Here is a 23621-nt window from a genome sequence, read left to right as displayed (position 1 = left end):
GAGTACATTGTGGGAGTGAGCTTGCTCACGAAGGGGCCCGTTGATCCACTGATTTTCTGGCCGCCATACCCAACGGGCAATGCTCACACCGCCCCACCCACTCCACCCGATAACTTAGGCAGCACGTGCGCCGCTGCCGAACCGTCTGCCCGTCCTGCTCTATATAGCTAACGGCATTGAACAGCGGATTGCGCCGCCCATCCGGCCTCAGCCGTTCACGCAACAAGCCATACCCAGCACTAAAAGAAACGTCGCCCGACGCGGACAGCTGCCGCAAGCAGGTTTCCAGATAATCCCCGGCGGTGCCCCACAGCACGGCCGCCGGCACATCACCGTAGGCACTCAAGCGGTCGATCACCTCTTGAAGATTCCCCAACAGCGGCGCAAACCGCTCGAACGGATTATCCGAAACCGACACCTCCATAACGTCCCCGTGAAACCGCACCCCATCCAGATAGCCCCGTTCGTGCAGGGCGAAACTCAGGCGGTCCAGCTCCAGCGGCCACCCCGCGCCATGGGCCAGACTCGCCACCACCACCGGCGGAATCAGCTGCATGGCGTAGTACTTCATCCATTGCGAGACCAGTACCGGCAACTGGTCCTTCATCAGTTCCGGCCCATACACCTTCAGCAGCAGGCGATCCAGACCCTCATCCCGCAACAGCTCGGTCAATGGCGACACAGGCCGCTTTTGATCAACCACCACCGTGCGGGCAAACCCGGCCAAGGCACCGTCAAACATCACGCCTCCCCCTGCTGGCGGGGCCAGGCCAGGCTGAAGCACGCGCCGCCCAGGGTTTGACTGCGCCCGATCAGCGCACGCCCGCCATGCCAGTGGATGATGCGGCGCACGATCGACAACCCCAGCCCGTGGCCGCCCGACGCCCGGGTGCGGCTGTCGTCCAGGCGCATGAACGGCGTGAAGATCCGCTCCCAGGCACTTTCCGGCACGCCGGGGCCGTCATCGTCGACGTCGATGCGACAGCGCTCTTCACTCAACTGATAGCCAATGCGCACTTCCGACTCGGCGTGGCGCATGGCGTTGCTCACCAGATTCTGCAGCGCACGGTGCAAGTACCGCGGTTCGGCCTCAACCCAATGCGTCTCGTCGGAACCAATAGGATGCAGCGCATCAACGCATTCTCCGCGCCTGACGCTGATGTGCGGCCGCAGCGGCGCCAGTTCGGCAATCACCTGATCGATCAGGGCGTCGAGGTCGATGCGCTGGAAACTCAGGGTCGGCGCGCCTTGCTCCAGGCGCGCGTAGGTGAGCATCTCGTCGACCAGCTTGTCGAGGTCCTGGATATCGCTGTCCATGCCGACCATGTATTTATGCCGCGCTTCCGGGGTCGTGGCGTCGTTGATCATCTCCAGCCCGAAACGCAACCGCGCCACCGGCGTGCGCAGCTCGTGGGACACCGCGCGGACCAATTCGCGCTGGATCATCAGCGAGCGCTGCAGGTGCTCGGCCATGCCGTTGAACGCCGACGCCAGCCGCCCGACCGAGTCCGCGCCGGCTGCGGGCACGCGGGTTTCCAGGCTGCCCTGGGCGATCTGCGTGGCCGCCGCTTCCAGGCCGCGCAACCGGTGCTCAAGCCGACGCACCAGCAGGTACACGACAAGGCCGATCAGGCACAGACCGAGAAAGGTGATGAGGATCAGCAGCTCCGGCGGATAGGGGTTCATCTGAAACAGCGGGCCGATCTCCAGCACCCACGGGGTTTCGCCGACGCCGGACAGCACGCGGATCGAATCGCCGCCCTTGCCCAGCGCCATCACCGTGTCGCCCTCGTCGATGCGCCGACGCTGGTCGTCATCGACATCCAGTTTTTCCAGCCGGATCAGCTGCATGTCGAAGCCGAACCCCTTGGTATGGTGCAAGGCTTCCAGCCGCGCCGGCTGCTCATCGACCGGCAGACGCACCAGCTCGTCGAGCAGCAGAAAGATCGTCGCGCGAGCCAACTGCTCGCTGATCTGCCGCACCTCGCCGGTCAGCAGCAAGCCGCTGGACGGATTGCCCGACAGCGCCGGCTCGACCTCCCGAAACACCCGCGCGGCATGGGGGCCGGTCTGCTCGACCACTACTTGCCCGCGACTCAACCGGCTGCGGGCGCTGCCATCCAGATGCGCGTGCTCGGCGGTTTCCAGCGTCAGCGGAATGCCCAGCAAGCGTTCCCACACGGCGAGGGCGCGGGTGCGTTCAATGTCATTCATGCCGCGCAGATTGTCGGCCATCAGCGTGAAAGTGCCGTGGGCCAGTTGTTCGCGGTACTGATCGGCGCGCACGGCGTTGACCAGATGCAGGGTCAGCACGCCCAGCAACGCCACCAGCACCAGAACGCCGAGCATGCCGCCATAAATTCGCAGGAAGATGGAATGCATCGGTCAGCCGCCGCGCTTGAGGGAAGGCAGTTGCGCGGCGGCGTGGGGCACAAACAGGTAACCCTTGTTGCGCACGGTCTTGATCAGGCGCGGGTGGTCGGGGTCGTCACCGATGCGCGGGCGGATTTTCGAGATGCGCACGTCGATGGAGCGGTCCTGGCCGTCATAGCCAACGCCGCGCAGGGCCGTAAAGATTTCTTCGCGAGAGAGAATGCGCCCGGCGTTGGCGACCAACAGCCACAACAGGTCGAATTCGGCGCTGGTCAGCTCGACGCTCTGGTCGTTGAGCCAGGCTTCACGCAAGGTGTTGTCCACCACCAGCGCGCCGAATTCCAGACGGTGCTGTTGCTGGACCGGGCTGTCGACGGTTTCGCTGCGCCGTAATAACGCATGGATGCGCGCGAGCAGCACCCGGGGATGCACCGGTTTGCCGACGTAATCGTCGGCGCCCATGTCCAGGCCCTGAATCTGGTCGCTGTCATCGGTGCGTGCAGTGAGCATCAGTATCGGGCCGTCATAGTGGCTGCGCACCTTGCGACAGATGCTCAGGCCGTCTTCGCCGGGGAGCATGAGGTCGAGGATCACCAGATCCGGCTGCTCGTCGATGATGCGCCGGGCCGCCCGCGCGCCGTCCCCTTCCAGGCTCACGCGCAGGCCGTTGTTTTCGAGGTAGTCGCGGGTGAGTTCGGCCAGCCGCTGGTCATCCTCGACGATCAGCACCTGCCAGGGTTGTGGCTGCACGGTGAGGCTCCTTGTTTTTTCTTATTAAAAGTGCTTGCCCAACGGGCTTTTGCGATGGCCTTCACGCCCGCAAAATTCCCGAAAAAATGATTTTGGCCGCCGACAAAGCGCTCATCCCAGACGCCATGCGGCCTACACGGGATTTCCCTGTTTCACACACAAATTACACACAGCTTTATCCACAGCTCATGCGTTGCAGTAAGTGTCCGAAACGCATATCTTGTAGCCCTTCGACGGCGGAGACCCTACATGTGGGGTTTTCGCCTAAATCTCAAACACAAGTCGGTGCGCGATTTCAAGGTTTTTTTCTCGCGCATTACGTGTGTACGAAGGGCTGAATAACCCCCGAATCTACCGCTCTACCCCGCCAGCGCGAACGGCAGACCACCCAGCCTTGGGATCTGCGCGCAGCGGCATACGAGTTGCAACATCAGATGCGCATTCTGCAACAGTTTTTCGGGTGACGGGCTCAAGTCCGGCACCCTTTTCGACTTCAACGCCAGGGAGGGTAATCCACCTTCCCATTCGTCCTGAAGTCATGGCCTGACATTTGTCAGTCCACTGCCGCAAGACGAAACGGTGGGCGTGCATTTTGCGCCCAAACAAACTTAAAGAACGTGGAGACACCCATGCAAACCGACACAACTCGCGAGAATCCGCAGGCCACCGCGCCGCAGACAGGTGCGACCCAGCAGGACCTGTCCGCCACCGCGCCGGGTCAGCTGCGTGTGATCAAGCGTAACGGCACCGTCGTTGCGTACACCGATGACAAGATCACCGTCGCCATCACCAAGGCCTTTCTCGCAGTTGAAGGCGGCACTGCTGCCGCATCGTCGCGTATCCACGACACCGTTGCGCGCCTGACCGAACAGGTCTCCGCGACCTTCAAGCGCCGCATGCCGTCGGGCGGCACCATCCACATCGAAGAAATCCAGGATCAGGTCGAACTGGCGCTGATGCGCGCCGGCGAGCAGAAAGTTGCCCGCGACTACGTGATCTACCGCAACGAGCGCTCCAAGGAGCGTGCCGGTCGCACCGCTGGCGAAACTCCTGTGCAGGCGCACCCGTCGATTCGCATCACCGCCAAAGACGGCAGCCTCGCGCCGCTGGACATGGGCCGCCTGAACACCATCGTTACCGAAGCGTGCGAAGGCCTGGCCGAGGTCGATGCCGACCTGATCCAGACCGAAACCCTGAAGAACCTGTACGACGGCGTTGCGCTGACCGACGTCAACACCGCACTGGTCATGACCGCGCGTACTCTGGTTGAGCGTGAGCCGAACTACTCGTTCGTCACCGCCCGCCTGCTGATGGACACCCTGCGTGCCGAAGGCCTGGGTTTCCTCGGTGTCGCCGAAAGCGCCACCCACCACGAAATGGTCGACCTGTACGCCAAGGCACTGCCGGCTTACATCGAGAAAGGCATCCAGTTCGAACTGCTGAACCCTGTGCTGGCCGAATTTGACCTGGAAAAACTGGGCAAGGCGATCAACCACGAGCGCGACCAGCAGTTCACCTACCTGGGCCTGCAAACCCTGTACGACCGTTACTTCATCCACAAGGACGGTATCCGTTTCGAACTGCCGCAGATCTTCTTCATGCGTGTGGCCATGGGCCTGGCGATCGAAGAGAAAGCCCGCGAAGACCGTGCCATCGAGTTCTACAACCTGTTGTCGTCCTTCGACTACATGGCCTCGACCCCGACACTGTTCAACGCCGGTACCCTGCGTCCACAGCTGTCGAGCTGCTACCTGACCACCGTTCCGGATGACCTGTCGGGCATTTACCACGCCATCCACGACAACGCCATGCTGTCCAAATTCGCAGGCGGTCTGGGCAACGACTGGACCCCGGTTCGCGCGCTGGGCTCTTACATCAAGGGCACCAACGGCAAATCCCAGGGCGTCGTGCCGTTCCTCAAAGTGGTCAACGACACCGCTGTAGCAGTGAACCAGGGCGGCAAGCGCAAAGGCGCTGTCTGTGCGTACCTGGAAACCTGGCACATGGACATTGAAGAGTTCATCGAGCTGCGCAAGAACACCGGTGATGATCGTCGTCGTACCCACGACATGAACACCGCCAACTGGATCCCTGACCTGTTCATGAAGCGTGTCTTCGACGACGGTAAATGGACCCTGTTCTCGCCGTCCGAAGTGCCTGATCTGCACGACCTGACCGGTAAAGCCTTTGAAGAGCGCTACGAGTACTACGAAGCGCTGACCGAGTACCCGGGCAAGGTCAAGCTGTTCAAGACCATTCAGGCCAAAGACCTGTGGCGCAAAATGCTGTCCATGCTCTTCGAAACCGGCCATCCATGGCTGACGTTCAAGGACCCGTGCAACCTGCGTTCGCCGCAGCAGCACGTCGGCGTGGTTCACAGCTCGAACCTGTGCACCGAGATCACCCTGAACACCAACAAGGACGAGATCGCGGTCTGCAACCTGGGCTCGATCAACCTGCCGAACCACATCGTCGACGGCAAGCTGGACACCGACAAGCTCAAGCGCACCATCGACGTGGCCGTGCGCATGCTCGATAACGTGATCGACATCAACTACTACTCGGTGCCGCAAGCGAAGAACTCCAACTTCCGTCACCGTCCGGTCGGTCTGGGCATCATGGGCTTCCAGGACGCGCTGTACCTGCAGCACATTCCTTACGGTTCCGACGCTGCCGTCGAATTCGCCGACCGCTCGATGGAAGCCGTCAGCTACTACGCGATCCAGGCTTCCTGCGATCTGGCGGACGAGCGCGGTGCCTACGAGACGTTCCAGGGTTCGCTGTGGTCCAAAGGCATCCTGCCGCTGGATTCGCAACAGATCCTGATCGAGCAACGTGGCCAGAAGTACATCGACGTCGACCTGAACGAAAGCCTGGACTGGGCGCCAGTTCGTGCTCGCGTTCAGAAAGGTATTCGTAACTCGAACATCATGGCCATCGCACCGACCGCGACCATCGCCAACATCACTGGCGTGTCGCAGTCGATCGAACCGACTTACCAGAATCTGTACGTGAAATCGAACCTGTCGGGCGAATTCACCGTGATCAACCCGTACCTGGTCCGCGACCTGAAAGCCCGCGACCTGTGGGACTCGGTCATGATCAACGACCTGAAGTACTACGACGGTTCGGTGCAGCAGATCGAGCGCATCCCGCAGGAGTTGAAAGACCTGTACGCGACCGCCTTCGAAGTGGACACCAAGTGGATCGTTGACGCGGCCAGCCGTCGTCAGAAGTGGATCGACCAGGCCCAGTCGCTGAACCTGTACATCGCCGGCGCCTCGGGCAAGAAGCTGGACGTGACCTACCGCATGGCCTGGTACCGTGGTCTGAAAACCACTTACTACCTCCGTGCCCTGGCCGCGACCAGCACCGAGAAGTCGACCATCAACACCGGCAAGCTGAACGCCGTTTCCAGCGGTGGCCACGGCCCGGACGACTCGGCGATCACCGCCCCGCGTCCAGCCGAAGCCGCGCCGGCCGGTCCAGCGCCAGTGCCAAAAGCCTGCGCGATCGACGAGCCGGATTGCGAAGCCTGCCAGTAACACCGCGTTAAGCGTCACCTTCGGGTGACGCCCTGATTGAAGGCTCCGCGTCCCCTAGGGCGCGGGGCCTTCTTGCGTTACACTCCCCTCATTCCCAGCCAGGAAAATGCCCATGCCAGCTGCCTCGCTAGAGTCCAAAAAAGCCTACTGCGCCAAAACGCGCCGCTCCAACTACGCCGCCAGCCTGCGTCTGGAAGGTTACGAGAGCTCGCCCGCCGACTCCGAACGCCGCCTGCCCTCACGGGAAGAGCTGCTCACCAGCTACCGCAAAAAACAGGCCTGATGGTCGACAAATACGGCGTCGGACAGGACCCCTACTGTCCGCCCGGCAGCACCGTGCTGCGCAACCGCCTCGACCTCACCGACGCAGAAACCCTGGCGCAAGCCGAGCGCGACCTTTCCGAAGTCGCCGCCGAAGCCATTGACTTCTCCCCTCCTCCTTACGACCTGCGCTACCTGCAAGCCATCCATCGCCAGCTGTTCGCCGATCTCTATGACTGGGCGGGCGAACTGCGCACCGTCGACATCTCCAAAGACCAGACCCACTTCTGCGTGACCCACCGCATCGAGCCCGAGGCCAACAAGCTGTTCAAGGTGCTGGCCGACGCGAACTGGTTTCAGGAGCTGGATCGTGGAGCTTTGATTGCGGCGAGCGCGGAGCTGTTTGGGGATTTGAACGTGGTTCATCCGTTTCGAGAAGGGAATGGGCGGGCGCAACGGATTCTGTTTGAACACCTCATCGTGAATGCGGGGTTTGAGATCAGCTGGTGGCCGGTGGAGGCGGAGGAATGGATACGGGCGAATGTGGAGGCGGTGGGGTGTGATTATGAGGGGTTGGTGCGGGTGTTTGAGCGGTGTGTTGGGGGGGCGATTGGCGCTTCGCCTGAATAAGCATCCCCCGTCTTCGGAGCGCAGATGCCGACACCATTTGTCAGGTCGGCGATGACTCCATTGAGCGCCTTATCGGAGGGTCTTCGGCCGAAGCTCACGTATCACGGGGCTCTCCAAGGTTGAGGTCGTTTGTCGCACACTGACCTGCGTCACGAACGCGCTCACATGTCGAAATACTCATTCCCTCCAATACCATATCGTGTGTATTCTTACGCCACAGACCACTAGATAGGCGATTCAGAAGCATCGAATCGTTGACAGGTCAAGAACAATCCAGCACTGATTCGCCAATCCGAGCAGTCGCTGAAATGACAGACAAAAGGGTCGCAGCAAAGACGTACGGAGCAAATTTCCGTATACTCGCGCCCCCCAATCAAGGACAACGCCATGACCACCTGCGCACCCAAAGCCGACCGGATTTCTATGGTCACCGTGCGTTTGCCGCGTCAGCGTTTTGCTCCTCTCCCGGGTGACAGGCCTAGCGCCTGACAACGTCAACCGGAACACCGAATACCTAGATTTTCAGAGAGCCTCTCTCGACCGCTGTATGGCGTGACCCGTGTCACAACAGCAGCAAACCAATTACTCAAATCCACAGGCCGCGTAAAAACGGTCCTCTAGCAGGAGCCTCCTCACCATGCTGAGCTGGGACGAATTCGACAAAGAAGACGCCGCTGAACCCGCCAAAGGCGCCAACGCCGGCCATGCTTCCGAAGCCGCGATGGACAAACTCGACAGCGCCGGTGGTGCTGCTGCGCTTGAAGCCCGCGCCGTCAGCGCAAACGACTCCGACGCCATTGCCCGCGCCAAAGCTGCGCTGGACAAACTGGACGTCGCTGAAGGTCTTGCCGAACTCGAAGGCTCCGCCGCCCGCGTCGCGGTCGACGAAAAACGCATGATCAACTGCCGCGCCGACCTCAACCAGCTCGTGCCTTTCAAGTACGACTGGGCCTGGCAGAAATACCTCGACGGCTGCGCCAACCACTGGATGCCGCAAGAGGTCAACATGACCACGGACATCGCCCTCTGGAAAGACCCGGAAGGCCTGACCGACGACGAGCGCCGCATCGTCCTGCGCAACCTGGGCTTCTTCTCCACCGCCGACTCCCTGGTTGCCAACAACCTCGTGCTGGCCGTGTATCGCCTCATTACCAACCCTGAATGCCGCCAGTACATCCTGCGCCAGGCCTTCGAGGAAGCGATCCACACCCACGCCTACCAGTACTGCATCGAATCGCTGGGCATGGACGAAGGCGAAATCTTCAACATGTACCACGAGATCCCGTCGGTCGCCAAAAAGGCAGCCTGGGGCCTCAAGTACACCCGTTCGATCTCCGATCCGAAGTTCGAAACCGGCACCGTCGAAACCGACAAAGAACTGCTGCGCAACCTGATCGCCTACTACTGCGTTCTGGAAGGCATCTTCTTCTACTGCGGCTTCACCCAGATCCTCTCCATGGGTCGCCGCAACAAGATGACCGGCGTCGCAGAGCAGTTCCAGTACATCCTGCGTGACGAGTCCATGCACCTGAACTTCGGCATCGACGTGATCAACCAGATCAAAATCGAAAACCCACACCTGTGGGATGCCGAAATGAAAGAAGAAGCAACCCAGATGATCCTGCAAGGGACACAACTGGAAATCGAATACGCCCGCGACACCATGCCCCGCGGCGTACTGGGCATGAACGCAGCGATGATGGAGGACTACCTCAAGTTCATCGCGAACCGTCGTTTGAGCCAGATTGGTCTAAAGGAAGAGTATCCAGGGACCACTAACCCGTTCCCATGGATGAGCGAGATCATGGACTTGAAGAAAGAGAAGAACTTCTTTGAGACGCGGGTTATTGAGTATCAGACTGGTGGGGCGCTTAGCTGGGATTGATTTGATCCCGACTCAGTAAGCTGCACACGAAAGGGCTGCCAGAAATGGCGGCCCTTTTTATTTGCTGAACGCCGAGCAGGCACTCGAGAATTCCTACCTGATCGTTCCCACGCTCCGCGTGGGAATGCAGCCCTCGACGCTCCGCGTCCATCGCGCTGGAGCTAACTAACCAATCTGAAGCACCCAGCAACACCAACCCGGTTCTACCAACCGCCCGCTTCCATTAGCCTCCGACGCTCCGCCCTCATCTCAGATTAAAGGACGAATCCATGGGCCGAAGCCGCTACACGATTACGGAAATCGACAAACCCCATTTCCTGACCTGCACCATCGTTGAATGGCTGCCGCTCTTCACCCGCCCGGCCTTGGTCGATATCGTGCTTAACACGTGGCGCTTTCAACAAGCGAATCAAGGTCTGCAGCTCTATGGATATGTCGTTTTAGAAAATCACCTTCACTAGCTTGCCCAATCACCAGACCTCGCAAAATCCGTAGCTGGCTTCAAGTCTTACACGGCGCGAAACATCATCGACTACCTTCAACTCGCCCATGCTGAGAGCACCCTCCAACGCCTTCGATTCGCTAAGCGCGCGCATAAGGTCGACCGCGTCTATCAGGTCTGGCAGGAAGGCGTGCACGCGGAGATGGTCTCCAGCGAGAGTGTCATGCAGCAGAAGCTCGACTACATACACCAGAACCCGGTAAAGCGGGGGTATGTGGACTTCGGGGAGCAATGGAGATATTCGAGTGCGCGGGATTATCACGGTGAGTCGGGGCTGATCGAGGTGCAGCGCTGGTGCTGAAGGACGCGGAGCGTCCTGGGCTGCATTACCACGCAGAGCGTGGGAACGATCGCTAGCGCAGGAAAAGCAGCTGTCTTTTGTAGGAAATTTCCTAGACGTAGATAATGGCTATTCAGTATCGTTCGAGGGTTTAGAGCCTTCGGCGGTCGCATGGAAATTAAGAACGGCAGTCTCAGATGGACTGATGCCGAGATTCAAGCGTCAGTCGATGCGTATCTTGACATGCTAGAACGCGAGCAGAGTGGCCAGAAAATCAACAAAGCCCATGAGAACCGCACCCTACGCGCAGGGCCGCTGGCGGGACGCAATGCCAGCGCCGTCGAGTACAGAATGCAAAACATCTCAGCGGTTTTGAGTCAGATGGGCCGTCCCAGCATCGTTGGCTACAAGCCCGCAGGTCACGCTGGCGCTAATGTCGAAAAGATCATTCGCGAGAGGCTTACCGAGTGGGACAACAGGCCTAATCCTGAAGACCTCGAGCCTACCGCTGATGACGCGACGCTTGAACGGCGAGCGACTCAGCTTGAAAAGCGCACGATTAAGAATCCTCCGGAAGGTATTGCGAAGCCCCAACAATCAGCCTCGTCTAGAGCGATGTTTGTTCGCGATCCGGCGGTAAGAGCGTGGGTACGTCAGCAGGCCCAAGGCATCTGTGAAGGATGTGGCGAGTCAGCTCCGTTTCTTATGAACGGGGTCCCATTCCTTGAAGTTCATCATGTGAAGCATCTGGCTGATCAAGGTTCGGATCGGATTAGCAACGCAGTCGCACTCTGCCCAAATTGTCATCGCCGCTGCCATCATTCAACCGACAGGGAGACGTTCACCGCGTCGTTGTATGAGAAGGTGCTCAGATTGACGCGAGAAGATTAGGCGGGTGACCCCACTGTTTTCGAACTGAATCGACCAAACTTCACCCGGACTTCATGCGAGCGAGCGACAAAAAGGTAGGCCTATCGCAGCGGCGCAGCCAGCCGATATATCGATATCCGCCTCACCGCATCGCGAGCAAGCTCACCCCTACAGATCGTGCAGCGCTCACGAAATCTCCACTTCAACGGACTAAAGAAAAGACCAAGGACATGGCCAAGAAAACCTCCCTCTTCGAAGACCTGTTTCAGATCGCCAGCAAACTACCCTGGTGGCTCAGCGCACTGATCGCGATCAGCTCAGGCGTTTACTTGCACTCGGTAGCGACCGCGCCGATGCCCGTCTACTCCGATCCTCAACATTTGCAGTCAGTGGTCTTCAGCACCGTGGCGCACACCGGGGCAATGATCGGCCAGTATCTGCTGCCATTCATCTTCACCGCCGGTGCCATCGCCTCAATCATCGGCCGCCGAAAACGCCGTAACCTCCTTGAATCGGCGGCCACCACCAAAGGCAACCCTCTGCTGAGCATCACCTGGCACGAGTTCGAATTACTGGTGGGCGAAGCCTTGCGTCGTCGCGGCTACTCAGTACGAGAAACAGGCCAAAACGGCCCGGACGGCGGGATCGATCTGATCGCGCGCAAGGACGGCGAGACGTACGTGGTGCAGTGCAAGCAATGGCGTTCGGTGCAGGTCGGTGTGCCGGTGGTGCGGGAGTTGTATGGCGCGATGGCAGCTGAGGGCGCTGTCGGTGGTTTCGTAGTCACCAGTGGGACGTTCACTAAACCGGCGAGGGATTTTGCCGCGGGGCGCAACGTGCAACTGGTCGACGGCACAGTGCTGAAGCAGTGGATCGCCGAGGCGAAGAAGCCTGGTCCAAAGCCGAGCGTCGAGGTGGTGCCCGAGCGTGTCGAGCCAGCCATCGTTGAGCCGGAGGTGGTGGTTACGCCAAGTCCCGCTCCAGCTCCAATTCCCGTTCAAGCGCCCGCTCCAACCGCGACGCCACCCGTCACACGTGAAGCCGAGACTGAACCTGCTGCCCTACCCCCAGCGCCTCTGTGCCCGCACTGCCGCAAAACCATGGTGATACGTGTCGCAAGAACCGGCGCCAACGCTGGCGGGAATTTCTGGGGTTGTGTGGCTTATCCGAAATGCCGCGGGATCCGGCCGATTTTCGCGCCGATGACGGTGAAGTAACGCCGCAAGACCAGATGAGCACGTCAGCCAACCCATGACGTGCTTCGCACCAACAAGCCCCCCGCGCAAACACTCTGGCGGCGTCATGAGATGGCGGCGTATCAGTGACGAATCAGGTGCTGACACGACTCTCGCGGGCAAGCGCGCTCCTACAGTGGATGTGTGCCTGGCAGGAACTATCGGGCCGCCCTCATACAGAGCGCCGTGCCGCGAAGGCCTGAAAGTTCCCGCCCCACCCCCTCCCCGCACATAACATTTTCGCTAACAAATAGTTACCCGGGTTTCATTTGCCCCCGCCGCCCATCGTTCCTAAAGTGGCTTCACCCCATCAAATCCGCCTAGCGCAGGAACGATGGAAATCCACACCCAAGCCGGAGAACGTCAAACGCCCGATCAGCTTTTAGCATTTTGTTTCTGTCGTTCGCTGCGTCGTTGCTCCCGACGTGGTGCCTCCAAGCTCCAAACTTCAGCCGCTCCCCAGCGGCTTTTTTTTGCTCAGGATTTGCTGAATCCGCCCTGCCATCTGCGCCATATCAGCAACCGGCCGAGCATGCAGCCGACCGCAAGCCCCAACGTGCAAAACATCACCCAGCAGTCGCGCCACATCCACCATATCCAGCGCGTCCATCCCTTGCCGCGTGATGAATTGCGTCCCCAACCGCAATGCCTGATACCCCCCACGGGAAGGATCAACACACGTCCCGATCAGAATCCCCTGCGCCTCCAACGCGTGCATCACCGCGCGAGGATCAGCATCAAGTGACAGCGGCAGCAGCAATTGATGGGTGTGCGTTTCCCCGTCATTAGCCCCGATGACAGGCAACCCAACATCGACCAGCGCGCGATGCAGCGCCGCGCTGTTGCTGACAATGCTGGCGGCGTATTCGCGGCCACTGGCCTGGGCTTCTGTGAGGGTGACCGCCAAGGACGGCAGCCGGCCCGCGTCGTAGTTAGCAAGCATCCGGGTATCGAGCACCTCGCGCAAAGCGATCGCGTCTTCCGGGTCGCGGCCGAGCACCAAACCTTGCGGCCGGCCGGGCAGGGTTTTGTAGGTGGAGCTGGTGATGAGGTCGACGCCGGCGTTGAACGGGTTGGGGTACGTGCAGCCGGTGATCAGGCCGAGCACGTGGGAGGCGTCGAACAGTGTTTTGGCGCCGACCGCGCGGGCTGCGCTGACCACCGGGGCGATGTCGTCGGCCTTGATCATGATGCTGCGTCCGAGCACGACGAGCCTGGGGCGGGTTCGGGTGATCATCTCCGCCGCGCGCGCTGCGTCCAGCTGGCAGTTGCGGCGGTCGAACGGCAGGTCTTCAACCACCAGACCCGCTAATTCAGGGGTGCCCCCTCGGCGCTGGCTCAGGTGCCCACCGTGCTCGGCGGCAGGTGCCAGCACTTTGTCGCCGGGTCGGCAGTAGGCGTGGAAGATGGCCAGGTTGGCCAGCGTGCAGCTGGCCAACCGGACTTCCGCCCATGCCGCGCCGAACAGGGTCATGGCGGCCTGGCGGGTGAAGGTCTCGAGCTCGCTGACCAGTTCGGTGTCCGGCTGTTCTTTGTAACCGGTCGGGCCCATGGCCGGGTAGGCGCTGAGCGCAGGGTTGTAGGCGGCGATGGCGCGGGCGCTGGGGAGGTTGGCGCCGGCGTAGAGCATCAGGCGCTGGGTTTCCAGTTGCGGCAATCGGTCGGCACAAGCGGCCAGCAAGGCATCGAGATCACGGGGCATGGTCGGCAGCTTCCTTAATGACGCATCAACGACGAATGGAATCCGGGTGCTCGGATTCATCCCTGACCAGCAGCATCAGGGCATCGCGTTTTTCCAGCAGGTGGTGGCGCAGGATGCTGCTCAAGCGCTTGCCGTCCCGGGCTTGCAGGGCCTCGATCATTTCTTCGTGGTCGTGCAGCGCGCGATCCCATTTCGGCGCCTGATGGTTGGACAGAAAGCGTAATGCGTGGATGCGCCGGTTCAGCGACAGGTAGACCTGCCGCAGCGCCGAGTTGCGCGCGGCCAGGTTGATCAGGTCGTGGATGGCGCGGTTGCGCTGGTAGTAACCCGGCAGGTCGTTCTGGTTTTTGCTGACCACCATGGCGTAGTGCAGCGCCTTGATGTCTTCGATTTCCTGAGCAGTAATCCGCTCACAGGCCAGCTCTCCGGCGAAGGCTTCGATGCCGCTCATCAGTTCGAAGGTTTCGCGGATCTCCAGCTCCGACATGCGCGCGACGCTGGCGCCACGGTTCGGGTTGATTTCGATCAGCCCTTCCACGGCCAAGACCTTTAACGCTTCGCGCAACGGCGTGCGGGAGATGCCGAGGGTTTCGCACAGCTCGCGCTCGTTGAGCTTGGTGCCCGGGGCAAGCACGCCTTCGGTGATAAAGCCGCGCAGGTGATCGATGACGATGTCATGGAGGCGCTGGCGTTCGACCTTGGGAATCAGTCGCGCGGCCGGTTGCTGGCCCGGTTGATCGGATAGTTCGTCAAAATTTTGCATACAAAATCCTTATCGGACCCGCTCTGGCATCGAGTCCTTATTCGAAAATGCTCCAGTTCGCCGGGAAGATTAGCGTAATTAGGCCGTTTGACACAGCATCACCCTGTGCTAGGTTAATTTTGAATTCAAAATACAAAATTATAAAAAATCAGGAGTCACCGATGCTAAAGCTCGATTTCCACCCTGCCGGTCGCCACTTCCTTCAGATTCCAGGGCCCAGCCCGGTGCCAGACCGCATCCTTCGCGCGATGAGTTACCCCACCATTGATCACCGTGGCCCGGAGTTCGGCGAGCTGGGGCTCAAGGTGCTGGAAGGCATCAAGCAGATCTTCAAGACCGTGCATCCGGTGGTGATTTATCCGGCGTCGGGCACCGGTGCCTGGGAGGCGGCGCTGTGCAATACGCTGAGTTCGGGCGACGAAGTGTTGATGTTCGAGACCGGCCATTTCGCAACGTTGTGGCAGAAGATGGCGCTGAGCCTCGGCCTCAAGCCGCAGTTCATCGGTCGCCCCGGCATTGAAGGCTGGCGCGGTGGCGTCGATGCGCAAATGATCGAAGACCACCTGCGCGCTGACGGCGGGCATCGCATCAAGGCGGTCTGCGTCGTGCACAACGAGACCAGCACTGGCGTCACCTCGGACATCGCGTCGGTGCGCAAGGCCATTGATGCGGCGGGCCACCCTGCCCTGCTGCTGGTCGACACCATCTCCGGCTTGGCGTCCGCCGACTATCGTCATGACGAGTGGGGCGTGGACGTGACCGTTTCCGGCTCGCAGAAGGGCCTGATGCTGCCGCCCGGCATCAGCTTCAACGCCTTGTCGCCCAAAGCCATCGAGGCCAGCAAAAGTGCCGGTCTGCCCCGCAGTTTCTGGGCGTGGGACGAGATCATCGAGATGAACAAGACCGGTTACTGGCCGTACACGCCGAATACCAACTTGTTGTATGGATTGTCCGAAGCGCTGGACATGATCCTCGGCGAAGGCCTGGACAACGTGTTCATCCGTCACAACCGTCTGGCGAAGGCCTGCCGCACCGCCGTGACCGCCTGGGGCCTGGAAATCCAGTGCGCCGACCCGAGCGTTTACAGCCCCGTGCTCACCGGCGTGATGACGCCCGAGGGCATCGATGCCGATCAGGTGCGCAAGACCATTTACGAGCGCTTCGACATGTCCCTCGGTACCGGCCTGGGCAAGATGAAAGGCCGCATGTTCCGGATTGGCCACCTGGGCGACTGCAACGACTTGATGCTGATGGCCACCCTCACCGGCTGCGAAATGGGCCTGCAGATGGCCGGCGTAAAACTGCAGTCCAGCGGCGTTCTGGCCGCCATGGATTACCTGGGAGGGCAATCGGTGCCGCTGCGACGCGACTAACGCCACACCTGGCTGCGGCACACCCGCAGCTTTTTTGACACATCTCACTATCCCGAATCATCGCGTTGTCAGCGAACACAATAAGAAACTGGAGATAGCACATGAAGTTTTTACGTCTGCGCCCCACCACGGTGGTGCTGTTCATGCTGTGCGCCATGTATTTCATTACGTACCTGGACCGCGTCAATGTCAGCACCGCCGCGGTCGGTTTCGGTAAAGAATTCAATCTGACCAAGACCGAGATCGGCATCGTCTTCTCTGCCTTCGCGTACCCCTACCTGATCTTTCAAATCATCGGCGGCTGGATCAGCGACCGATTCGGTGCCAAGCGAACGCTGGTGGTGTGCGGGCTGATCTGGGCCAGCGCCACGGTGCTGACCGGGCTGGCGGGCGGCTTCGTTTCGCTGATCGTCGCGCGGATCCTCCTTGGCCTCGGTGAGGGGGCAACCTTCCCCGCAGCAACAGCGGCAATGTCTCGCTGGATCCCCAAGGAAAAACGCGGCTTCGCCCAGGGCATCACCCACGCCTTCGCCCGCCTCGGCAACGCATTGGCGCCGGCAGCGATGATCGCGGTCATGGCCACGTACGGCTGGCGCGAATCGTTTTATGTCTGCGCAGCCACCAGCTTCGTCTGGGTCATCCTGTGGATGGTGGTGTTCACCGAGCGCCCGAAAGACCACCCGCGCATCTCGAAACAGGAACTGGACACCCTGCCGCCGCCGAAAGTGAAGTCAAGCGTCGTGCTGCCGTGGGGTCGCCTGTTCAAGCGCATGGCCCCGGTCACGATCGTTTACTTCTGCTATGGCTGGACGCTGTGGCTGCTGCTGAGCTGGGTGCCGATGTACTTCATGAACATGGGCCTGGACTTGAAAGGCACGGCGATTTTCGCTTCCACCGTTTTCTTCGGTGGCGTGGTCGGCGACACCTTGGGCGGTATCGTCAGCGACCGTATTTATGCGCGCACCAAGGATCTGAACAAGGCGCGCAGCCTGATGGTTGCCGTTTGCCTGGGCCTGACGCTGTTGTCGCTGGTGCCGCTGATGTTCACCAAGGACATGCACATTTCCCTGGCCTGCCTGGCGATCGGGTTTTTCTTCTCCGAGATGACCATCGGCCCGATGTGGGCGATTCCGATGGACATCGCGCCGGACCATTGCGGCACCGCGAGCGGCATGATGAACACCGGATCGGCCATGGCTGCCATCGTCAGCCCGGTGGCCGCCGGTCTGTTGATCGACAAGTTTGGCAACTGGCAGCTGCCATTTCTGGTCAGCATTATTCTGCTGGCGATTGGCGTCGTGCTGTCGTTCCGCATGAAGCCGCAGAACAAGTTTGAATACGGCACACCTGCTGCGCCGCTGGCCCCGAGTGTTGAACCCGCGCCGGTGATCAGTAAGTAAAGCGACAACGGAAGCCGCCTTCGGGCGGCGTTCCCACGCGAGCAACCTGAATGGAGGACCCTTTTTGGACACTGACACCCAACCCTCGCGCCTGGCGCAGCTGATCGTCGATGCCCAGAACAAACATGACCTGTTGGGCGAGCTGGATTTCGAGCTGAACCCGCCTGACCGCGACGCGGCCTACCTCACGCAACAGAAAATTCTGCGCTTGCGTGGGGTTGAAGCGGGCGGATGGAAGATCGGTTCGAAGTCTGCGGACGGGCCTATTCAGGGCTCGCCCCTGCCCCGCGACTGCCTGTTTCCATCGACCGGCACGCTGGACCGTAGCGTCTACCCGCCGGTGGGTCTGGAGCTGGAAATCGCCTTCCGCTTCAACCGCACCTTTAGCCCGCGGGACGAGGCGTACAGCGACGACGAGGTCATGGCCGGCATCGGCGAAATGGCGGCGTCCATCGAGGTGGTGTCCAGCCGGTTTGCGGCGTGGCCGAAGATCGAGCCGATGACGCAACTGGCCGATCTGCTTAACCATGGCGCATTAGTGGTGGGTGATTTCGTACCTTACGATGCGTCTTTTTCCTTCGTTGAGCCGACGCTGGCCTTCACGGTAAATGGCGAGAGCATCGTGCCTTCGAAAGTCGCCAATCCTGCGGGCGACCCGCGCCGGTTGTTGCCGTGGCTGGTCAACGATCACACCCTCAACGGTCTGCCATTGCCCGCGGACTTCGTGATAACCACGGGCTCTTACACCGGCATGCACTTCGCCCAAGGCATGGCTGAGGTGCTGGGACAGATCGACGGGTTGCCGCCGGTCTCCCTCACTCTGTCCTGACACGGGACTTCAGTGTCATAAAAAAACCCGCCGGTTTGGCGGGTTCTTTTTGTCCCTCGGGTTTAATCAGGACGGCGGACGTAGGACCGGTAAACCGGCTGCCAGAAGTCTTTCTCGATGGCCGCTGACAATTCTTCTTCCGATTGCGGTGGCGCCACACTGTCGTGCTGGGCCGCCATGCCGACGGCAAAGGCGATGCGCTTGCTGACAGACTGAACATCCCGCAACGGCGGCAACATCTGCCCTGCCGCTGCGCATTCAGCCAGTGCCTGGGCCGACGCCATCAGCATGCCGTCGGTGACGCGGGTGGCTTTACTCGCGATAGCGCCGAGGCCAACGCCGGGGAAGATGTAGGAGTTATTGCACTGCGCGATGGGAAAGGTTTTGCCCAGCACCTCAATGGGCAGAAACGGACTGCCCGTCGCCACCAGCGCCTGCCCGTCGGTCCATTGCAGAATGTCCTTGGGGTGCGCTTCGATCTGCGAGGTCGGGTTGGACAGCGGCATGATGATCGGCTGCGGACAGTGGCTGTGCATGGTCTCGACAATCTGCTGGGTGAACAGTCCTGCCTTCCCTGACACGCCAATCAGCACCGTGGGTTTGGCGTTGCTGACCACCTCCAGCAGCGAGGGCCAGTGGGCGCTGAAATCCCAGTCGTTGAGTGAGTCGCTGGAGTGGGCGAGGCGCTGTTGGAAATCGTAGAGGCCGGGCTGGCGGTCGGTCAGCAGCCCTTTGCTGTTGAGCAGAAACACCTGGCTGCGCGCCTGGGCTTCGGACAAGCCTTCGAGCTGCATGGCGGCGATGATCTGCTCGGCGATCCCACAACCCGCTGACCCGGCGCCTACGAACGCGACGGTCTGATCGGACAAGCGCTGGCCCTTCATCTTGCAGGCGGCCAGCAAGGTGCCGACGGTGACAGCCGCAGTGCCTTGGATGTCATCGTTGAAGCAGCAGAGTTGATCGCGAAAGCGCGCGAGCAACGGCATTGCATTGGTCAGCGCGAAGTCCTCGAACTGCAGAATGGCTTCCGGCCAGCGGCGCTGGACGCCTTCGACGAATGCCTGCACGAACGCATCATATTCGGCGCCGCGCACACGCTCCTGGCCACGGCCGAAATACAGCGGATCCGCCAGCAGCGCCGGGTTGTTGGTGCCCACATCGAGCACCACCGGCAGCGTGTAGGCCGGGCTGATGCCACCGCATGCGGTGTAAAGCGACAACTTGCCGATGGGAATGCCCATGCCGCCGACGCCCTGATCGCCGAGGCCGAGAATGCGCTCGCAATCACTGACGACGATGACTTTGACGTTGTCTTTAGTGACGTTGTTGAGGATTTCGTCGATGCGGTCCTTGTCGGCGATGCTGATAAACAAGCCGCGATGGCTGCGGTAGATGCGGGAAAATTCCTGGCAGACCTTGCCGACGGTGGGGGTGTAGATGATCGGCAGCATCTCGTCGAGATGGTCGTCGACGACGCGGTAGAACAGTGTTTCGTTGGAGTCCTGAATCGAGCGCAGGAGGATGTGTTTGTCCAGATCGGTCGCGCAGGCCTGGTACTGGTGATAGGCGCGGCTCGCCTGTTGTTCGATGGTTTCGACGCGTTCGGGAAGCAGTCCCTGCAGGGCCAGGGCTTCACGCTCATCGAGACTGAACGCCGTGCCTTTGTTGAGAAGTGGCGTGCCCAACAACGTGGGCCCGGCGAAAGGGACTTGCAAGGTGCGATCAGTGGCATGGGTCATGTCTGTCTCCTGTGCTTATTGTATTTTGAATTCAATGTACACCTTTGGCCTGGAAAGCCAATGCGCGGATGGAATCTGCGGTGCCAGGACGGACGCTTTCCCGGCTGAAGCCGGTCCTACTAAACACCGCGTACACCCAGGGAATTGGCTCACGCCGCATACCCTGTGGGACCGGCTTTAGCCGGGAAGGCGTCGGGTGTCTCGCTGAAAATCTTGTGCCGTACATACCGGCCCCTTCCCGGCTGAAGCCGGTCCCACTAAACACCGCGTACACCAAAGGAATTGGACATGCCGCATAACCTGTGGGACTGGCTTTAGCCGGGAAGACGTCAGGCGTCAAGCTGCACATCTTGTGTTGTACATCCCGGCCTCTTCCCGGCTGAAGCCAGTCCTACAGATACACCGCGTACGCCCGGGGAATTGGACATGCCGCATACCCTGTGGGACTGGCTTTAGCCGGGAAGACGTCGGGCGTCACGCTGCACATCTTGTGTTGTACATACGGGCCTCTTCCCGGCTGAAGCCAGTCCCACAATGTACCGCGTGTACGCTGCGGGACCGGCATTTGCGAGTCCCACAGACACCATGGCCATCGCGACTATCACCCTGCCATCACCCTCAGGCAAAATGCCGGACCTATGTAGGAATCATCCCCAGGAGTGGTCGGAATGCGCTTGTTCAGTTTAAGAACCCTGCTGGTCTGCACCGCGCTGGCGTCATGCCTGGGTATGGTCGGCGCGCAGGCGGCGACCAAAGCCAAACCTGCGCCGAAACCTTCCGGGCAAAAAGTCGCGATGCTCGGCGGCAAATTCGCGTTCACCCTGCCGAAGGACTACGTCAAAGGCCCGATGGAAGAGATTGATGCCAAGGCCAGGGCCGCCGGCGTCACCGGCTCGCTGTACATGAACAAGCCGGCCAAGCGCGTGGTCATCATCACCGAAGCGCCGCTGCCCAATGACCAGAAGGTCGGCGCCAACGACAAGCAAACCCTCGACGGCATCATCGCCGACACGCTGCAACAGCAGCAGTCCAGCTATAAGGACTTCAAGAAGCTGGGTGAGAAGAAGATCGTGCGAAAAGGCCTCGGCATGCGTCAGCTGGACATCTCAGGCAGCGTAGACGGCGGCCGGGTGTTGAGCACTACGATTACAGCGGCCTACGGCAAACGCACGGCGATGGTGAACGTGATTTCCCTGGCGAAGGATGCCAAGGCCCACGCCGAGGTGGTGAAGGGTGTGACCGGCGGGAAGTGAGGGTTGCTGCTTTTTCGGCAGCGGTTGCAGCCGGAAAAGCAGCAATGTCAGATCATCAATCGATCACGAAGGCCTGATCATTCCGGGAGCGTCAGTTTCGTCCCGCCCGGATGCGCTTTGATCACGCTGTAAGGCAAAACCGACCATTCCGGACCTTCACACGAGCGCGCAACACGTGCGAAAGACGGTCCGAAAACGATGCCTTTTTCGGTGAAGTACCAAGTAGGAAACTCCCAGACCGATGGGTCCGTGTAGTCGCAGTCGTCTTCGGTAGCAGGCTTCACCATATCTGCAGGGTGCGCCGCTTTTAGCTGGCCAACGAGCCACGGGGCGAAGGCTTTGCCGCGGTAGTCGGAATACGTGTCGAAACTCGTGCCGCCTTCTTCATCACGTTCGTAATGAAACGGCGCGCCCTTACCGACCCACATCACATCTTCCAGCGTTAAGGCCTTCCCCGTGCTGGCATCCAGATTGAGCGGTGAGTCGCCGAAGTCCGGGTGCGCGCCGCCACAATCGTATTCGGTGAAGACGCTCAGGCTCACGATGCCAGGCGTCAGCACGCGCGGCGTGACCGTCTGGGCAAAATCACCGCCGTTGCGACTGGCATTGAGCATGCACTGGTTGTAGGTGACAACCTCCTGCCACAAGCGCGAGCGCAGCTGCTGATTGATACGTGCGGCCTGCTCCGGCGTGTAACCCGACGTGATTTCAAACATCGAGACGCCCGATTCCGGCTCGACCCACCATTGCAGCGCGTGCCCCATGAACGTGGCTTTTTTATCCGCCTTGAGCGTCAGGTGCGTGAGTCGCAGGTAGTCATACGCCGACTGTTTGTAGATGTCCTGCCAACCCGGTTCGGCGGAAGCATCCGGCGCGTTGATGGCCTGTTCGGCCAATTGCACCTTGTAGGACTTGCCCTTGCTGCTCCAGTCCCCGGTCCAGCTCGCATCCGGATTTTTATGAAGGACGAGCTTCGGCAACTTGGCTTCGTCGTTGTAGCTCAGGCCTTCAGTGAGCGTCAGATCATTACCCTTGGAGGTGCCGGAAAGCGGCAGGTCCTTGTGGTACTTCTCATAGAAATACCGGCCCGACACGTCCTCAGCGCTGGTGAGATCCAGCTCGACGACGATGGGCGCTTTGCCCAAGGTGCCTGTCAGCACATGGACCGCGTTATCGGCGTGCAGGGTGAAGGGCGCGATCAGCGCGGCGAGGCAGGTGATACGCAGAACAGAGGGAGAAACAGGCATCAGACGTCCCTTGTGATGATGCTAACGAATCGGGGGCCTTAATCTCGCGAATCGGAGAGCGTCTGGCAAGCGTTTGCCAAGTTCTCAGCGAAACATTACCGCACCATCACCGCCGCCCCCCAACGGCCATCCGCACCGCGAACCCGAACAACACCGTGCCCATCAACCAGCGCTGCACTGCCGCCCACCCCGGCTTCTGCGTCAGAAACATCGCAATGGAGCCCGCCGCCATGGCGACCATTGCGTTCACGCTCAGGCTGACCACAATCTGCGCGCTGCCCAAAACCAATGACTGGCCGAGCACGCTGGCGCCGTCGCCGACGGTGATGAACTGCGGCAGCAGCGACAGGTAAAGCACCGCGACTTTGGGATTCAACAGGTTGGTCATCAGGCCCATGAGGAACAGCTGCCGGTTGCTGTCGTGCGGCAAATCCTTCACCTGAAACGGCGAGCGACCGCCCGGTCTCACGGCCTGCCAGGCCAAGTACAGCAGATACGCTGCACCGGCCATGCGCAGCGTGTCGTAGGCATAGGGAACCGCCATCACCAAACCGGTGATGCCGAACGCCGCGCAGAGCATATAAAAGATGAAACCGGCTGCCACGCCGCCGAGGGAGATCAGACCCGCCCTGCGTCCTTGTGAGATGGATCGCGAAATGACGTAAATCATGTTCGGCCCTGGCGTCAGCACCATACCGAGGGCGATGAGGGAAAAAGCGATGAGGTTTGAGAGTTCGGGCATCGTAGGCTCCTGCCGGCGTGACGGAATGCACATCCGGACCGCGCCGAATTGCCCGCTTATTTCAGCCAGCCTACGCAGACCGGTCTATACACAGATGGCCGGAAAACGGGCCATGACAGACGATCCCCTGCGCTCGCCCAAGGGCACCAGCATTCCCGCCTCCTCGCGACAGCCGGTGCGAATTATTTAACCAATAGTGGCTAAGGGCTCTTCCCAGCATCCCATTGGCGAGCGACACTCGG

The 23621-nt window shown here is 60.6% G+C and carries 18 protein-coding genes and 1 pseudogene; 11 read left to right on the top strand and 8 right to left on the bottom strand.

Annotated elements, in window-relative coordinates:
• Positions 1–25: 25 nt before the first annotated feature.
• Genes fhuF through AC3ISG_RS06240 form a run of 3 tightly spaced genes read right to left on the bottom strand, consistent with a single transcriptional unit; the run spans position 26 to position 3123 of the window.
• On the bottom strand, positions 26–784 hold the full coding sequence (fhuF, locus tag AC3ISG_RS06250) for a siderophore-iron reductase FhuF (protein WP_489298754.1): 759 nt from the start codon (positions 782–784) through the stop codon (positions 26–28).
• Entirely contained in the window at positions 742–2382 is a 1641-nt protein-coding gene (locus AC3ISG_RS06245; RefSeq protein WP_489298753.1) for an ATP-binding protein, read from the bottom strand. Before AC3ISG_RS06245 ends, fhuF begins: the two co-directional genes overlap by 43 nt.
• A gap of 3 nt (positions 2383–2385) precedes the next feature.
• A complete protein-coding gene (locus tag AC3ISG_RS06240) occupies positions 2386–3123 on the bottom strand; it encodes a response regulator (RefSeq protein WP_205487005.1) in 738 nt (245 codons plus the stop codon).
• A 629-nt stretch (positions 3124–3752) separates the two neighbouring features.
• Here AC3ISG_RS06240 and AC3ISG_RS06235 point away from each other — a divergent pair.
• The 7 genes and pseudogenes from AC3ISG_RS06235 (at position 3753) to AC3ISG_RS06205 (ending at position 12313) form a co-directional block, all read left to right on the top strand.
• The gene (locus tag AC3ISG_RS06235; protein WP_489298752.1) at positions 3753–6668 is read left to right on the top strand and encodes a ribonucleoside-diphosphate reductase subunit alpha; all 2916 of its coding nucleotides are present in this window, start codon (positions 3753–3755) and stop codon (positions 6666–6668) included.
• A gap of 112 nt (positions 6669–6780) precedes the next feature.
• The gene (locus AC3ISG_RS06230) at positions 6781–6951 is read left to right on the top strand and encodes a YhfG family protein (RefSeq protein WP_122535490.1); all 171 of its coding nucleotides are present in this window, start codon (positions 6781–6783) and stop codon (positions 6949–6951) included.
• Positions 6951–7559, top strand: coding sequence for a putative adenosine monophosphate-protein transferase Fic (locus AC3ISG_RS06225; protein ID WP_489298751.1), 609 nt, complete (start codon positions 6951–6953; stop codon positions 7557–7559). The genes AC3ISG_RS06230 and AC3ISG_RS06225 overlap by 1 nt, the downstream gene beginning before the upstream one ends.
• 637 nt (positions 7560–8196) lie before the next feature.
• Entirely contained in the window at positions 8197–9444 is a 1248-nt protein-coding gene (locus tag AC3ISG_RS06220; protein WP_037012114.1) for a ribonucleotide-diphosphate reductase subunit beta, read from the top strand.
• Between the two features lie 269 nt (positions 9445–9713).
• A pseudogene (locus AC3ISG_RS06215) lies at positions 9714–10247 on the top strand (REP-associated tyrosine transposase).
• 150 nt (positions 10248–10397) lie between these two features.
• Complete coding sequence (locus AC3ISG_RS06210; protein ID WP_489298750.1) at positions 10398–11117, top strand: HNH endonuclease; 720 nt, start codon at positions 10398–10400, stop codon at positions 11115–11117.
• A gap of 53 nt (positions 11118–11170) precedes the next feature.
• A complete protein-coding gene (locus AC3ISG_RS06205) occupies positions 11171–12313 on the top strand; it encodes a restriction endonuclease (RefSeq protein ID WP_489298749.1) in 1143 nt (380 codons plus the stop codon).
• Positions 12314–12779: 466 nt separating this feature from the next.
• On the opposite strand, the gene AC3ISG_RS06200 is transcribed toward AC3ISG_RS06205, so the two are convergent.
• Both AC3ISG_RS06200 and AC3ISG_RS06195 read right to left on the bottom strand, forming a co-directional pair.
• Positions 12780–14033: a glycine hydroxymethyltransferase gene (locus AC3ISG_RS06200; RefSeq protein ID WP_489298748.1), complete on the bottom strand. Its 1254-nt coding sequence runs from the start codon at positions 14031–14033 to the stop codon at positions 12780–12782.
• A 25-nt stretch (positions 14034–14058) separates the two neighbouring features.
• On the bottom strand, positions 14059–14796 hold the full coding sequence (locus AC3ISG_RS06195) for a GntR family transcriptional regulator (RefSeq protein ID WP_489298747.1): 738 nt from the start codon (positions 14794–14796) through the stop codon (positions 14059–14061).
• Positions 14797–14957: 161 nt separating this feature from the next.
• Here AC3ISG_RS06195 and AC3ISG_RS06190 point away from each other — a divergent pair, with 161 nt between their 5' ends.
• The 3 genes from AC3ISG_RS06190 (at position 14958) to AC3ISG_RS06180 (ending at position 18398) form a co-directional block, all read left to right on the top strand.
• A complete protein-coding gene (locus tag AC3ISG_RS06190; RefSeq protein ID WP_122622270.1) occupies positions 14958–16169 on the top strand; it encodes an aminotransferase class V-fold PLP-dependent enzyme in 1212 nt (403 codons plus the stop codon).
• Between the two features lie 101 nt (positions 16170–16270).
• Entirely contained in the window at positions 16271–17569 is a 1299-nt protein-coding gene (locus tag AC3ISG_RS06185) for an MFS transporter (protein ID WP_489298746.1), read from the top strand.
• A 64-nt stretch (positions 17570–17633) separates the two neighbouring features.
• Positions 17634–18398, top strand: a complete 765-nt coding sequence (locus tag AC3ISG_RS06180) for a 2-keto-4-pentenoate hydratase (RefSeq protein ID WP_489298745.1) — start codon at positions 17634–17636, stop codon at positions 18396–18398.
• A 62-nt stretch (positions 18399–18460) separates the two neighbouring features.
• Here the strand turns inward: AC3ISG_RS06180 and AC3ISG_RS06175 are convergent, their stop codons facing one another.
• Positions 18461–20137 (bottom strand): NAD-dependent malic enzyme, encoded by a 1677-nt coding sequence (locus AC3ISG_RS06175; protein ID WP_489298744.1) that lies wholly within the window; start codon positions 20135–20137, stop codon positions 18461–18463.
• A 668-nt stretch (positions 20138–20805) separates the two neighbouring features.
• Between AC3ISG_RS06175 and AC3ISG_RS06170 the strand changes: the two genes are divergently transcribed.
• Positions 20806–21390, top strand: a complete 585-nt coding sequence (locus tag AC3ISG_RS06170; RefSeq protein WP_074892817.1) for a DcrB/PsbP domain-containing protein — start codon at positions 20806–20808, stop codon at positions 21388–21390.
• A 77-nt stretch (positions 21391–21467) separates the two neighbouring features.
• Here the strand turns inward: AC3ISG_RS06170 and AC3ISG_RS06165 are convergent, their stop codons facing one another.
• Positions 21468–22637, bottom strand: a complete 1170-nt coding sequence (locus tag AC3ISG_RS06165; protein WP_489298743.1) for a hypothetical protein — start codon at positions 22635–22637, stop codon at positions 21468–21470.
• Positions 22638–22743: 106 nt separating this feature from the next.
• Entirely contained in the window at positions 22744–23379 is a 636-nt protein-coding gene (locus tag AC3ISG_RS06160) for a LysE family translocator (RefSeq protein WP_489298742.1), read from the bottom strand.
• Positions 23380–23621: the final 242 nt, after the last annotated feature.

It is taken from the genome of Pseudomonas sp. GL_135 (assembly GCF_057834665.1).
The sequence above is the reverse complement of the archived record's forward strand: the minus strand, read 5'-3'. Positions and strand labels throughout refer to the sequence as shown.

Bases quoted from the DNA above. Each gene is read 5' to 3' on its own strand.
- AC3ISG_RS06245 (WP_489298753.1), bottom strand. From the start codon at position 2,382: ATGCATTCCATCTTCCTGCGAATTTATGGCGGCATGCTCGGCGTTCTG.
- AC3ISG_RS06235 (WP_489298752.1), top strand. From the start codon at position 3,753: ATGCAAACCGACACAACTCGCGAGAATCCGCAGGCCACCGCGCCGCAG.
- AC3ISG_RS06230 (WP_122535490.1), top strand. From the start codon at position 6,781: ATGCCAGCTGCCTCGCTAGAGTCCAAAAAAGCCTACTGCGCCAAAACG.
- AC3ISG_RS06225 (WP_489298751.1), top strand. From the start codon at position 6,951: ATGGTCGACAAATACGGCGTCGGACAGGACCCCTACTGTCCGCCCGGC.
- AC3ISG_RS06220 (WP_037012114.1), top strand. From the start codon at position 8,197: ATGCTGAGCTGGGACGAATTCGACAAAGAAGACGCCGCTGAACCCGCC.
- AC3ISG_RS06210 (WP_489298750.1), top strand. From the start codon at position 10,398: ATGGAAATTAAGAACGGCAGTCTCAGATGGACTGATGCCGAGATTCAA.
- AC3ISG_RS06205 (WP_489298749.1), top strand. From the start codon at position 11,171: ATGCGAGCGAGCGACAAAAAGGTAGGCCTATCGCAGCGGCGCAGCCAG.
- AC3ISG_RS06200 (WP_489298748.1), bottom strand. From the start codon at position 14,033: ATGCCCCGTGATCTCGATGCCTTGCTGGCCGCTTGTGCCGACCGATTG.
- AC3ISG_RS06195 (WP_489298747.1), bottom strand. From the start codon at position 14,796: ATGCAAAATTTTGACGAACTATCCGATCAACCGGGCCAGCAACCGGCC.
- AC3ISG_RS06190 (WP_122622270.1), top strand. From the start codon at position 14,958: ATGCTAAAGCTCGATTTCCACCCTGCCGGTCGCCACTTCCTTCAGATT.
- AC3ISG_RS06185 (WP_489298746.1), top strand. From the start codon at position 16,271: ATGAAGTTTTTACGTCTGCGCCCCACCACGGTGGTGCTGTTCATGCTG.
- AC3ISG_RS06175 (WP_489298744.1), bottom strand. From the start codon at position 20,137: ATGACCCATGCCACTGATCGCACCTTGCAAGTCCCTTTCGCCGGGCCC.
- AC3ISG_RS06170 (WP_074892817.1), top strand. From the start codon at position 20,806: ATGCGCTTGTTCAGTTTAAGAACCCTGCTGGTCTGCACCGCGCTGGCG.
- AC3ISG_RS06165 (WP_489298743.1), bottom strand. From the start codon at position 22,637: ATGCCTGTTTCTCCCTCTGTTCTGCGTATCACCTGCCTCGCCGCGCTG.
- AC3ISG_RS06160 (WP_489298742.1), bottom strand. From the start codon at position 23,379: ATGCCCGAACTCTCAAACCTCATCGCTTTTTCCCTCATCGCCCTCGGT.